General features: G+C 60.1%; 11 protein-coding genes and 1 pseudogene. 2 read left to right on the forward strand and 10 right to left on the reverse strand.

Annotated elements, in window-relative coordinates; translation table 11 throughout:
• Positions 1-13: 13 nt before the first annotated feature.
• From ABNQ38_RS31545 to ABNQ38_RS31590, 10 genes and pseudogenes are all read right to left on the reverse strand, one after another.
• The gene (locus ABNQ38_RS31545) at positions 14-1,099 is read right to left on the reverse strand and encodes a Gfo/Idh/MocA family protein (protein WP_377810238.1); all 1,086 of its coding nucleotides are present in this window, start codon (positions 1,097-1,099) and stop codon (positions 14-16) included.
• A 466-nt stretch (positions 1,100-1,565) separates the two neighbouring features.
• Positions 1,566-2,411, reverse strand: a complete 846-nt coding sequence (locus tag ABNQ38_RS31550; protein WP_377810239.1) for an SDR family NAD(P)-dependent oxidoreductase — start codon at positions 2,409-2,411, stop codon at positions 1,566-1,568.
• Positions 2,412-2,535: 124 nt separating this feature from the next.
• Positions 2,536-2,973, reverse strand: a complete 438-nt coding sequence (locus ABNQ38_RS31555; protein ID WP_377810240.1) for a DsrE family protein — start codon at positions 2,971-2,973, stop codon at positions 2,536-2,538.
• A 106-nt stretch (positions 2,974-3,079) separates the two neighbouring features.
• The gene (locus ABNQ38_RS31560; RefSeq protein WP_377810241.1) at positions 3,080-4,045 is read right to left on the reverse strand and encodes an MBL fold metallo-hydrolase; all 966 of its coding nucleotides are present in this window, start codon (positions 4,043-4,045) and stop codon (positions 3,080-3,082) included.
• Positions 4,046-4,138: 93 nt separating this feature from the next.
• The gene (locus tag ABNQ38_RS31565; protein ID WP_377810242.1) at positions 4,139-4,963 is read right to left on the reverse strand and encodes an alpha/beta fold hydrolase; all 825 of its coding nucleotides are present in this window, start codon (positions 4,961-4,963) and stop codon (positions 4,139-4,141) included.
• 257 nt (positions 4,964-5,220) lie between these two features.
• On the reverse strand, positions 5,221-5,520 hold the full coding sequence (locus tag ABNQ38_RS31570; RefSeq protein ID WP_377810243.1) for a 4-oxalocrotonate tautomerase family protein: 300 nt from the start codon (positions 5,518-5,520) through the stop codon (positions 5,221-5,223).
• A gap of 16 nt (positions 5,521-5,536) precedes the next feature.
• Entirely contained in the window at positions 5,537-5,803 is a 267-nt protein-coding gene (locus ABNQ38_RS31575; protein WP_377810244.1) for a hypothetical protein, read from the reverse strand.
• Positions 5,804-6,021: 218 nt separating this feature from the next.
• Entirely contained in the window at positions 6,022-7,017 is a 996-nt protein-coding gene (locus ABNQ38_RS31580) for a zinc-dependent alcohol dehydrogenase family protein (RefSeq protein WP_377810245.1), read from the reverse strand.
• A gap of 149 nt (positions 7,018-7,166) precedes the next feature.
• Positions 7,167-10,040 carry an ATP-binding protein gene (locus ABNQ38_RS31585; protein WP_377810246.1) on the reverse strand — a complete coding sequence of 958 codons (2,874 nt, stop codon included), beginning with the start codon at positions 10,038-10,040 and terminating at the stop codon, positions 7,167-7,169.
• A gap of 335 nt (positions 10,041-10,375) precedes the next feature.
• Positions 10,376-11,333, reverse strand: a pseudogene (locus tag ABNQ38_RS31590) (IS5 family transposase).
• Between the two features lie 350 nt (positions 11,334-11,683).
• Between ABNQ38_RS31590 and ABNQ38_RS31595 the strand changes: the two are divergent.
• Together ABNQ38_RS31595 and nthB are read left to right on the forward strand one after the other, a co-directional pair.
• Positions 11,684-12,643, forward strand: a complete 960-nt coding sequence (locus tag ABNQ38_RS31595; RefSeq protein ID WP_377810247.1) for a CobW family GTP-binding protein — start codon at positions 11,684-11,686, stop codon at positions 12,641-12,643.
• 37 nt (positions 12,644-12,680) lie between these two features.
• The gene (nthB, locus tag ABNQ38_RS31600; RefSeq protein ID WP_377810248.1) at positions 12,681-13,403 is read left to right on the forward strand and encodes a nitrile hydratase subunit beta; all 723 of its coding nucleotides are present in this window, start codon (positions 12,681-12,683) and stop codon (positions 13,401-13,403) included.
• Positions 13,404-13,416 lie beyond the last annotated feature (13 nt).

Here is a 13,416-nt window from a genome sequence, read left to right on the forward strand (position 1 = left end):
AACCCGCGTCAACTCAGACATAGCGTGCCACCCCGCCGCTTTGCTCGATCGCGTCGATCAACCGATGCAGTTTGACGGCGTCTCCGAACGTTGGACTTTGAGAGGTACCGGACGTCATGTCGGAAGCGATCAGTTGGTAGAGCCTTTTCACATTGCCCGTCAGAACATTGTCGTCGGCACCAAAGCCTTCGGGTATGGAGATCGGGTGAAGGGTCTCGTCCGCTTGTGCACCCATGAGCTTGAATCCGCCCAGACCTATGTAGCCAACGGGACTCGTCAGCAACAGGTCGCCCTTGGTGCCGTTGATCTCCACATGGAAATTGGTTGCGCGCGACAACCCGCCACGGAAATGGCTCGTCACCAAGCCGCCGGACGTGAGCTTGCCGATGAAAGCTATTTGATCCGCGACGTCGAGCGGGACGACTTCCTTGCTCCCCATGATCCTTATCGTCCGACGACGACGAATCAGCGTCCCGGACACGCTGTGGAAGTCCTCGCCGAGCACGAACAACAAGGCGTCGATCGTATGGGCGAACGGCACGTGCAGCATGCTCGCGCCCTTGGACGGGTCCAAGGTATAGCGAAAAGTCTCCTCGATTTCCTCCCCCCAGGTGATTCCCGACCCGATGACGGACGCCGAGAGCACCTCGCCGAGATAGCCCTGTTTGATCAGGTTGCGCATGTGCCGGAGGGTCGGGTTGGCACGGGTTTGAAGGCCAATCATCGCCGAGACGCCTTTTTCGCCGGCGAGCGAGTTCATCGTCTCGGCGTCCCGAAGGTTCATGCCGAGTGGCCATTCGGAAAACACCGACTTTCCTGCTTGAAGCGCCGCGGTCACGAGACCACGGTGTTCCGGTACCCTCACGGTCACGACCACCAAGTCGACATCAGGATGGTTCACAAGTTCGTCGGTCGATGACACCGCGTGTTCGAAACCAAACTTTTCAGCCGACGCCCTCGCGGTTTCGATCCGGCTGTGGCTCAGGGCAGAGAGTCGGAACTGCGGCAGGTCCCTCAACGCAGGCACATGGGCGGTCGAGGCCCAACCACGGTCGGGGTGAACGCCGATGATGCCAACTCTGATCGGTGCATGGGTCATTGGGCGCGCTCCTTGACGTGATTTCCAGAATGGCGCGGCGAAGTTCATGCTTGCCGACCGGCGACGGCCCATCCGTGAATTCCCAGGCTTCGCGGTGGGGCCCGTAGCTGTGCAGTGGGCCGACCGTGTGTCGTCGGTTGGCGGGAAGACGAGACGGTCCTCCATTGACCATGTCCCGTTCATCTCGCTATCGGACACTCGTTCGATTCCGGTGCGATGGTGCAGATGACTTCCTTACGTCGAACGCAGGTGCCTCAGCGGCACTCGGCGAACGTCGTGAGGCTTCGCGCCTCCGTGCCCGAGCGTCCAGGGACCCCACGGCGGACTTGTCGGAAGTCTTCTCCAGAGGTTCGACGGATGATAGGTCGAATGGCTTAGACATAGAGCATATTCCCCTGCGCGATAGCTTCTCGCCATGGGAGCCCCTTGGTCGCCTTGACCGATGCATCCTAATTCCGAGATAACGTCATTTGCATTTTCCCAAAAGTCCGAGGCCCATCTCCCAGAGCCTTTGAGCGTTGACGGCGTCGAGCGCATATGCAGCGACGCCCTCCAATACCGACTGGGGGCGACCAGGCACGACTGGAGCCTCCACGCAATTTTCGAAATAGCGTCCGTTCGTTACGTTGACCAGCGGCGAAGCCGCGAGGAGCACTGACGTCGCCGCGCCTTCCTCCGGGGTCTTGCGAAGGTGCTCGGGCGTACGGAGCCCGCCTGTGTGACGCTGGAGGTTGGTCGCAATGGCTCCCGGATTGAGCGCGTTCGACACGATCCCGTCCTCGGCCCATTGATCCTTGATGCCCACCGACAGAAGCGTGCATGCCGTCTTCGACTGCGCATACGCGAGGAGCGGATCGTAGGGGATGAAGCGGAAGTGCGGGTCGTCCCAGAAAACCGGGCCGAACAGGCTCCCACTGGAGCTCACGGACACGACGCGTGCGCCTTGGGCTTGGGCGAGGGAGCGGCGGAGGCCGAGGGTTAAGGCGAAATGCCCCAGAAAGTTGGTCGCGAACTGCATCTCCCATCCTGGGGGAGAGCGCTGCAGGTCCGGCAGCGCCATGATGCCCGCGTTGTTGACGAGCGCGTGAATGGGGCCTTCCCAGTTGTCGACAAAATGCCCGACGGAGCGGAGGTCCGCGAGGTCCAATTGGCGGACCGAGATGCCCGGATTGACGGTTCTGATCCGGATGTCCGCTGCGACTTCTTCAGCGGCTTTCAGGCGGCGAGCAGCGATGACGACAGACGCCCCGGCCGCGGCGAGTGCCGCCGTTGTCTCGATTCCGATACCGCTTGCTCCGCCGGTGACGATCATTGTCTTCCCCCGGAGGTCGACGCCTCTCAGGACTTCCGATGCGGTCGAATGAAATCCGAATGGCGATTGGAGCATGGCGGCCTCTTGGAAGCTATCGTAGCGCCTGTATCAGGGATACCGATCATCACTCCGTGATCTTGACGAAGCCCTGCTGCACAAGCTGAATCGTGCGGGCCATGGCATCGAGATTGATCTTTATGTTGGGGAGAAGATCGGCATTGCCCCAGCCGTTCACTTGCGCGGTCGCGCCGCAGAGTTCGACCTTGACGCCGACGTCGATAAGGTCGGCCACCAGCTTTTTGTATGGGTTTCCAGTGGCGATATTGCGCGAAGTATTGTAGGCAGCGTCGTTCAACGTGACGTGGCCCGCATTGGTATGGAAGACCACGATCACGTCCGATTCCGCTTTCCAATTCGCAATGTCTGTGGTGATCAAATGAAGATGGAACAGCGACGCGGGCAGGTCGCCTTCGAACTCAAGGCCGCCGATGCTGTGGACTGACTTCACCTCCTTCAGTTCGACCGGAATATCGATGAACAGAGGGCTTTTTGTTTCGGACATAGTCATCTCCAAAATTGGTTCGATGGTCGGCGGATCGGGGGTCTGATGACGCGCCGGAACCCGGGGGAGGAAAGCGCCCGGATTGCCGGATGACCGAAGGGGCGTGCTAGACGCCCGCATAGACCAGCCGCGTGAAGAAGCCCGGATCGATGACGAAATTGCCCCACTTGGCGTCGAAAGCCGCTGTCGGTTTGGCCGCAACCGCCTCGTCTCGCGTGCGTCCCTGGCGTTTCAGCACGGCGACATTCTCGCGAATGGCGACGAGCATGTCGCGGAAATCCTGCAGCTCAGCGCGGTTGCTCACCGGATTCCCGTGGCCCGGAATGATGATCGTCTTGCTGGTCGACGCAGCGAGGTTTGCATCCGAGGCGGCGATCATCCCATCGATGCTGCCTCCCGTCGAATAGTCGATAAACGGATATATTCCGTTCCAGTAGGTGTCGCCGACATGGAGGACGTCTGCCTCGCCGAACATCACTGAAATGTCGCCATCGGTGTGCGCCGGACCGTAATGCTTCATGGCGAGCGACTGGCCGTTCAGCTTGAGCGAATGTTCCGTGGCGAAGACGTGCTTCGGCACTCCACTCTGTTCCAGCGGAACAAAATTGTAATCCCAGTCCTCCACCCGCTGCACTTGAGAGAGGTACTTGCGGGTGTTCTCGTGTGCGATGATTTTGGCTCCAGCCGCACCGATCCACGCGTTGCTGTCCGCGTGATCGAAGTGCCAGTGGGTGTTGATGAGGTGGGTCACAGGGTCCGGAGAAAGCGCGGAGAGTGCTTTCGTCATTTGGGCGCGCGACACGCTGATGCCGGCATCGACCATGACGAGGCCGTCCTTGCCCCCCGAAACCGCCACGTTGCCGCCGGAGCCTTCGAGGATGGTGATGTTGTTCCTCAGTTCGTGGGTGGCAATCACGGACTTGGCGGCGCTGTCCTTGATGAGGCTCACCAAGCCGCGCGCCTCGGCATAGGCCTCGCGTGGACTTAGCCAGCCCCCTGTGGCGGCGAGACCCGCTGCGCCCATGCAGCAAAGGCAGAATCCACGGCGGGAGAGCATGTGTTCGGGTTTCACGACATACCTTTCCGCAGCCGGTCTCAGTTGAGCCGGCAGCTATCAAATCTGATGTGGAAGCTTGAGGGCCGGCATATCGACCTGCCCGGGCCATCACGACTTGATGAAGGCCAGGATGTCCGCGTTGATGACGTCGGCGTGGGTGGTGAACATCCCGTGCGGATAGCCGTCGTAGACCTTGAGCTTCCCGTTCTCGAGTAGCTTGACCGAGAGTTCGGCGGAGTCCGCGATGGGCACCACTTGGTCGTCGCTGCCGTGCATCACCAAAACCGGAACATCGATAATCCGCAGGTCGTCGGTGAAATCGGTCTCCGAGAAGACCTTGATGCACTCATAGTGCGCGTGCGCGCCGCCCATCATGCCCTGACGCCACCAGTTGCGGATCGTGCCTTCGGAGACTGCCGCACCGGGGCGGTTGAAGCCGTAGAAGGGGCCGCTTGCTATATCGAGGTAGAGCTGCGCCCGGTTGGCCGCCAGAGCGGCACGGTAGCCGTCGAAGACTTCGATGGGAAGTCCTCCCGGATTTTTCGCGGACTTGACCATCACGGGCGGAATGGCGGAGATGAGAACCGCTTTGGCGACCCGGCCTTTGCCGTGCCGGGCGACGTATCTGGTGACCTCCCCGCCGCCTGTCGAATGACCGATGTGAATCGCATTGCGGAGGTCGAGCGCTTCGGCAAGCGCGGCGACATCGGCCGCGTACGTGTCCATGTCGTTGCCGCCCGAGGTCTGACTTGAACGGCCATGGCCCCTGCGGTCGTGGGCAATGACCCGGAAACCCTTTCCGAGAAAGAACAGCATCTGGTTGTCCCAGTCGTCGCTGCTCAGCGGCCACCCGTGATGGAACACAATCGGCTGCCCGCTGCCCCAGTCCTTATAGAAGATCTGCGCACCGTCTTTCGTTTTGATGCTGCTCATGGTTTCACTCCCATCTGCAATGGTTGCTCTGATTGAGTTCGACGACACCGTGGCGGCCATGGTCTCCAGAGGCAACGTCGTGGCGAGGACGGCAGCGGTGCCAATCAAGACGTCCCGTCTCGTCGCACCGGGTGCTGAAAACGCTTCTCTCGCATTCATGTCTCTTCCCTCTGTCGGGCGGGCACGGTTCCACCGGCAGCCGCCCGACTTCGGTCGAGCGGTTCTCCACGGTCACCGTGTTGGAGAGTGCGAGGTGGTCAGCCCAAGACTGGCGCTGCCGCGGCCCACTCTTTGCGGGTTGTTGGCGTGCCGTCGATCATTTCAACGACGTCCTTGGATTTCGAGAGGATCGTCATCAACGACTTGGGCCCCTCGAACGGCCTGCCGCCGATGTGCCAGCCGTCGGTATGAAGTTCCTCGATGAGGACCCATACCACCTCGCGGAAGGCCTCAGAGCCCTCGAACTTCACCATGACATCGGTCAGGGCCTTGGCCATGGCGTGTTTCTCTTCCGGCGTGAAAACGCCGTCGACCAGTTTCACATTGACGAATGGCATGACATCTTTCCTTTCTTCAGAGGGTTGATGATGCTGCGCTATTCGGTGATATCGACGGCAAGATTGCCGTCGACAGTGCGCCTTTCGGTTTCGTTTTGTGCTTTCGCGACAGTCTCGAAATGGAAGCCCCGACCTGTGCGCGATCGGGGACATCGTTCCATGCCGTGATGAAGACAGGCGGCAATGCGGCAGCTTCGCGCATGGACTTGTCTTCGAGGTTGGGCGCGAGCAAGTCGGGATCAACGGCGATGACGGTCGCCGGCCGGAAGACCTTGAAGAGCACCTTCGAATTGAAGGCCGCTTGTCAATCCGGCGTGAATCGCCGGTAAAGTGCCGAGGTGCCGCCCGATTGCGCGGACAATTGGGTGCCGGAAATGTCGATCCAGCTATGAAAGGCTTCGGCCTGGGCGACGAGCTTGTCGTGTAAAGACACTTTCGATCAGTTACGTGTCAGGGAATGGCATGACACCGATCGCTGCACTGGGTGACATGAGTCGCGTTTCAATCCGTGATCTCGATCACGATCTTACCCGCGGCTGTGCGATTTTCGATCTCGCGATGAGCATCGGCGACCGCGTTGAGTTTGAAGCTTCGAGGATCGACGAAAGGCACGACCTTTCCCGCCTCAACAAGCCTTGTCGCCTCACGCATGATGTCGCCGTGGTGTGCGCGACCCTCGCCTGTCAGCATCGGCAAAAGCGTGAAGACACCCGAATAGGTCGCGGCGCGGAATGACAGGGGAGCAAGTGAATGTGTGCTCCACCCGAGGCAACTCACCACATGACCGAAACGCCGAACGATGTTGAACGCGGTATCAAGTGCTGCGCCCCCTACGGTGTCATAGACGACATCGAAACCGATACCACCGGTGTGATCGCCGACATACTCCTGAGGGGTTGTCTGCTCACGGTCGATTGCTGTTGCGCCCAATAGTTCGATGGTGGCTCCCTTCGCAGCTGTGTCGACAGCGAAGACTTCAGCTCCAAAAGCCGAAGCGATCTGGATCGCCATCTGCCCAACTCCGCCGGCACCCAGAACAAGCACCTTCTGGCGGGCTTGGACTTGGGCCCGGTCGACCAAACCTTCCCAAGCCGTGATGAAGACAAGGGGGAGCGCGGCCGCCTCGCGCATGCTGAGATTGGATGGCTTCGGCGCCAATAGGCTGGCATCAACGGCAGCAAACTGTGCCAGCGACCCTTGAAGGCCACCCACGCCGCCGGCCAGTCCATACACATCATCTCCGACGGCGAAACCGCACTCGCCGGCACCGAGCGCCTCGATGGTTCCGGCAAAGTCCATTCCCAGGATTGCGGGGAAGGGATGTTTCGCGTGCGCCGCGTTGCCGCTTCTGATCTTGAGATCCAGCGGGTTGACGCTGCTTGCTTTTATGCGAACCAAGACCTGGCCAGCCACGGGTTCCGGGCGAGCGATGCTGGCAAGAGTGAAGGGTGCGTTGGGCCCATGCAGGACGAGCGCATCCATTACAGCGTTGGTCATGTCCGCTCCTCTCCACAGTGGTTCAATCGCACATTGCCGAATGATCGGCATTGGAAGACGATGACCCAAGAGACCGAAGAGTAGCCAGTGAATCGTTGTGAATTCCGGTGTGTCCAAGCTGGGATGCGAAGGAGTGGAGCCCCGATCGATCACTGCGAGAATTCGTCGAGAAGAGCCTTCGCAGCTTTCAAATCGGCTGTCTCAAAGCCTTCGGTGAAACGGTAGAATATATTCATCAAAAAGCAACGTGCCATCGTTATCTCTCCATGTTGACATAGCAAACGAGACATGCTCATGCCCGTACGGAGTTCCCAGGATAGAGCATCCTGCTGTCGCGCAAATTTGACCGACTGTAGGAAGCATTGCTCGGCCGAAGCTGAACCTGCGCCGTCAAGCAGCAGGATCTCACCTTTCACGCGCAAGAGTTCGGCAATGCACCAAAGCTCTTCCTTTTCCTCGCTGTGCCGGATGGCAGCGTCGACCAAGGTCAAACCTTCAGCGCTCTGACCCGCGGCGGCCAAACCTTCGGCAAGAAACCCAAGAAATCTAACATTGTAGAGCGTGAACACCCTTCCCTTTCCAAGCTCCTCCAGAGCCGTGCGAAGAACTGCAATGCCTCGATCTACATGACCCTGCTTGATCAAAAGTGTGCCTCTCCAGCAACGACCGAACACCTCCCACGGACCGAGCGAATTCGCGGCCGCCAAGTCGAGCATGTTGGTGATCGAGAGGTCCGCAGCCGCCAGATCGCCGACATGGATCCAGACAGGGCATGCCCACCGTGCCAGTGCTTCGCAGAGCGAAATCGCATGACCCGATGCCCGTGCGGCGTCGACGGCACTCTTCACGGCCAATATTGCCTGATCGGGGAAGCCTTGCATCCAAAGGAGTTGGGCAGGCTGAATGCGCGCGGCCACTGATTGCCCAAATCGAAAACGAACCGAACTGGTCGAAGTGGTTTCCGAAGTGGAAGTGTCATGAGCAAGCATACGATCTGCGTGGATGCGAGCCCCCTTGCAATCTCCCATGCAGAAGAGTGTCATGCTGATCATCCGATCGCCAATGAAGCGATCGAGGCCGTTTCCCGCGAGTTTCATAAATCGCTGCGCGATGCCAAGTGATGATCGGTACTCACCCATCCCGATTTGGCAAAGCCACAATCCCCAAAGCGCTTCCGACTGAGCATCCACGTCGCCGAGGTTCTCGGCAATTTCCAGAGCTTTGGCGAATGCCGCCGGTGCCTGGAGCGCGAAGCCCACCTTGAAAGCCTGAGACAGACCAAGCGCTCTGTAAAGCTGCATGATTTCGCGCGCCTGCGCATCCCGTTCTGGTCCTGGGCTGATACTTGACAGCGCGCGTTGAACACAGTTCAGACATTCGTCGACCAACGATAGCTGATACCACAGCGGGATTGCGGTCACGGTCATGGCAAGCCCGATTTTTGGATCGCCCTTAGGGGAATAGGCCCAGTCCAGCACCGTACGCACATTGTTGATATGGTGGCTGTACCTACTTAGCCATTCGCCAACCGGAATTGTTTCAATTTCGCCATGCGCGTGTTTAAGGACCCCGCACAGATATTCAGCCAGCCGTAGTACGACCCCATTGAGTTCATCGTGTCGCAAAAGCTTGGCCAACGCGTAGGCGCGGGTTGTGTCAAGCAATCGGTACTGCGCAACTTCCTGGCGAGCATCGACAGCGACAAGAGATTTTGAGATCAGATTGGAAAGATGAAGAGGAATGTTGGTCTCAAGATTACTGACCCCAGTTACGACAGCGACAACCTCGTCCAGCGTGAAATCACCCGAAAACACACCAAGACAGCGCAAGAATCTCTGTTCTGATTCCGAGAGCGCCTCATAACTCCAATCAATCGTAGCCTCCAGCGTTTGATGCCTGGGAAGGGCGGTACGCCGGCCTCCAGTGAGCAGCCGAAAGCGATCGTTCAGTAGTTTTGCCACGCCTCGCGTGCCGAACGCTCCAACCCGACCTGCCGCCAGTTCGATGGCCAAGGGGATGCCATCGAGTTGACGGCAAATATCAGCAACGAGAGGCGCCTCACTGTCATCAAACACAAATCCGGTGCCGCGAGACGATGCATGTTCGACGAAGAGCTGCACGGCCGAGAAGGTCATTGCCTCCCTCGAGGTCAATCCAGCAGAAACGGGAGGCAGGTCCAGGGGCGCCAATCGATAGACGCTCTCGCCTTCCGCTCGCAAACCTTCCCGACTCGTTGCAAGGATGTGGATGTCCGGTGCCTGTCGGAGGAGCGCTTCTGCCAATTGCACAGTTGCATCGACAACCAACTCGCAACTGTCGAAGACAAGTAGAATCTGACGTTCACGCAAGTGCATGATGATGCCGGGAAGCGGATCCTTGGAACTGATGGCAAGGCCGAGTGTGGCTGCCAGCACACTTGACGCAAGTTGACCGTTCGTCAGCGGAGCCAGATCTAGAAAGCACACTCCATCCTTATAGGAAGGCAGGAGTTGCTGAGCGACGGCGACGCAAAGTGTGGTCTTGCCGATGCCGCCTGGTCCCACGATGGTTGTAAGACGATAACGCTGAAAGCGGCCTCGAACGGCTTTTATGGCCTCATCTCGCCCGATTGGTGGTCTCAGCAGTTGTGGGAGGTTGTTCCGGATGCCCGCAGCTTCGGCTCCATCTGTAAAGATCGAGGATGAGATTGGCGCCACGAAGCGGTAGCTGCGACCTGGAACAGCCACAATAAAATGGGCTGAGCTCCCGGTGTCACCAAGAGCTTTGCGAATCAAAGCTATCTGCGCTCTGAGATTTGACTCGTCGACAATTGTGTTCGGCCACGCGCGCGTGATCAGCTCGTCCTTCGTAACCAAATCTCCAGCCCGTTCTGTCAACGCAATCAAGATGTCGATTGCGCGCGAACCCAGTACAACCGACTCGTTATCTTTGAACAAGAGATGCCGGTTTGAATGGAGGCGAAAAGCACCGAATGTGATCGCCGTTTCGGCCGCTATCTCCATTTGGAAAGGGACTTGAACCATGAGGCGACCTCGCTCCGGTTAGCAAGAATGCTTCACGATGTTATTGCGTCGAGATGCCGAGATCTGATGCCGGCAGTGCTGCGTATCTAAACATTGAAGACAAAAAAAGGTCGAGCATGCGGATTCTGGAAGAGTACGGCGACGTCAATCTCGTTCCGCTGGCGGTCGTCGGTGTCTAACCCTATAAGAGTTCCGATGACATGTTTGTAGCGGCTGAAGCAGGCCTCCACTAGCGTGCGCAGGTGGTAGTGATCTGCCGCCGCATCGGACAATAGTGCACTGATGGACTTTGTTGCGCAAATCGGCGCGACGAGTCCACCTCGGGGCAGTGATGATCAGGCGACCTTGCGGGTGGTCGGCATGTCCAAGCTGGTCATGATGTTCATGACCTTGCAAGCGACAGCAGCCTCGGCCTTTTGGTTGGGCAGACTCCGGGTGCGGAGGCTACGGCCGATCAGTTGCTTGTAGCGCATCATCGCCACCTCGCCCAAGGAGCGGCGGCCGTAGCGGACATCCCGCTGCCAGCCACACCGTCCACGCTCGACGATCCTCTGGATGTGACTGTCGCGTTGGCTGGGAGCGCTTCCGGCCGTGTCGCTCGGCACCGCGCTCGAGCGCGGCGGAATGATCACCTCCGCTGCGGGGCTGTGGGCGGCCAGGGCGCGGTAGACGGGCTCGCCGTCGTAGGCGCCGTCGGCCAACACTGTGCCGATCGGGCGCGCGATCTGATCGAGCAGTGGGCCGACCAGAGAGGCGTCACCTTCCTCGTCGCCCGTCAGCTCCGAAGCCAGGATCTCGCCGGTATCGGGATCGGCCGCCAAGTGGTGCTTTCTCCAGCTCCGACGCGCTTGGCCGCCGTGCTTTTCCAGGTGCCACTCACCCTTGCCGAACACCTTCAGCCCCATGGAGTCGATGACCACGGTGACCGGCCCTTCCCTCCTGGCCAACGCCGACGCGACCTCCAGATTGGCGCCGCGCCGGGAGAAGGTCGTGTGATCCGGAACCGGCAGGTCCAGGCCGAGCAGGCGCATGAGCGAGCCCAGCAAACCCTCGGTCTGCCGCCATGGCCGATCGAACGCCAGACGCAGCATCAGCCCGGTCTCGATGGCGACGTCGGAGTAGCGCGCCGGCCGGCCGCGTCGGCCCGTAGCAGGCGGCGATCGTCTCCGCCGTGACCCACACCGCCAAGTCACCGCGCCGGTGAAGCGCCACATCGTATGCCGCCCAATTCTCCACACGATAGCGGGCCTTCGGGATCTTGTGGCGGCGGCGCTCATTGGCCTTGTACGGCATCGGAGGCTCGGCTTCAGCGGGCCGCCTCTATACCCGCTTGGCCTCCCGAACACCACCGGCCCGGCCTTTTTGCACCAACGTCTTTCCCAGGTGATCTGTTTTCTTTAGTTCGCCCTCCTGTTCGCACACTCGCTCATCGTCGCAGCCATGGCGGCAATGCGGTTGGCCGATTCTGATAGGCACTTTGTCAGGAATTGCCCGCTGCCACATGTTGAGTCGGCGGAGGGTATGCGGTGCAATGTATACCACGAGACGCCGAAGCAGATCGGCCAATCCCCTTGGCTATCTGTGAGGCCAAGGCTGCCTCTCGCAACCTGAAGCAACGGAGCATCGCTATGCGACCGATTCCGGTGACCGTGCTGACCGGATTTCTCGGGGCCGGCAAGACGACCCTGCTCAACCGCATCCTGGCTGAACACGGCGGTGAGCGAACCGCCGTCATCGTCAACGAATACGGAGAACTCGGCATCGACGGACTGCTGGTGACGGCGACGAGCGAGACGGTTGTTGAACTCAACAATGGTTGCGTCTGCTGCATCGTCCGCGGCGATCTGATCGAAGCGTTGATGAGGTTGGTCGAGGACGAGTGCGGGTTCGATCGGGTGGTGATCGAGACGAGCGGGCTCGCCGACCCGGCACCCGTCATCCAGTCGTTCATACTGGACGACGGGCTGCGCCGCCGCTTCGCGCTCGATGCCATCGTCACCGTGGCCGATGCCCGTCACCTGCCCTTGCAACTCGGCCACGACGAGGCGCGCGAACAGGTCGCGTTCGCCGACGTGATCCTGCTGAACAAGATCGATCTGGAGTCCGCCGCGGCACTCGACGCCGTTGAACGCGACATTCGTCGGCTCAACCCTTTGGCCCGCATCCACCGGACCGAAGGCTGTGTCCTGCCACTTTCTGAAATCCTTGGGATCGCTGCTTTCGATCTTGCGAACATCCTGCGCCTCGACCCCGGCATCCTCGAAGAGCATGAGCACGAGCATGACGCCGGCATCGGCTGCGTGGCCTTGCGTGAAGCCGGGCAGCTCGACCCGACGGCGGTGGATCGCTGGCTCAGCCAACTCGTGCAGGACAAAGGGCGCGACCTGCTGCGCGCCAAGGGCGTGCTGACTCTCGACGGACAGGGGCGCCGCTTCGTCTTCCACAGCGTCCACATGACGTTGGACGGGCGGCCAAGCCGGCCCTGGAAGCCCGACGAGGAACGGTTGAACCAACTCGTCTTCATCGGCCGCCACCTTGATGCCGGAGCGCTTCTGGAGGGACTCCGCGGCTGCAAGGTCGGGGCGGACGACCCCGTTCCCTGACGTTTCCGATCCCGTTCCCCATCTCAGGAACAACCCAATGAAGCTGCAACATTATCTCGGGGGCCTGGAAGGCCTGGGCTCCATCACTGTCGAAACACGTGTGTTCGTGGAGGAGTGGGAAAAGCGCATCTTCGGCATTCATACGGCCATGATGGCGCTCAGCCCGCAATTGCCCTTCCAGACCACGCCGAGCGCCTTTCACACCGTCTGGACCTGGGCCCACCTGCGCACCGGGGCGGAAAGCCTGAACCCCTTCGATTACTTCAAGTACCGTTACTATGAGAAATGGCTGGGCGGCATCTGCGGCTACCTGATCGAAAACGGTTACATCACCGAGGAGGAGTTGGACGACCGCACGGCCGAATATCTCGCCGATCCGGACAAGCCGCTGCCGCAAGGTGGCGCGCCGGAGATCGACCGGCGTGTCGAGCACTATCTGGCGACAGGGGATTCGCCAAAGCGCGACATCGCGGTCCTGCCCGACTTCCGGGAAGGCGATACCGTCACGGTCAGGAATGTTCCGACGGTGGACCACACCCGCCTTCCCGGCTTTTTGCGAAACCACAGTGGCGTGGTCGAGACGGTCTATCCGGGGGCTTACGGCTATCTGACCGATACCGGGACCGACGGCGTCGGCACGCCGATGGCGGTCTATTGCGTGCGCTTCGAGGCCGGGGAGCTGTGGCCCGGCAACACGGAGCCGAACGTCACGCTCTATGCCGATCTTTACGCCGCCTACGTCGCCAAGCCCGCCGCCTGACAGGAGTCCTCGA

Source organism: Azospirillum sp. A29 (assembly GCF_042604625.1).
GTDB lineage: Bacteria > Pseudomonadota > Alphaproteobacteria > Azospirillales > Azospirillaceae > Azospirillum > Azospirillum palustre.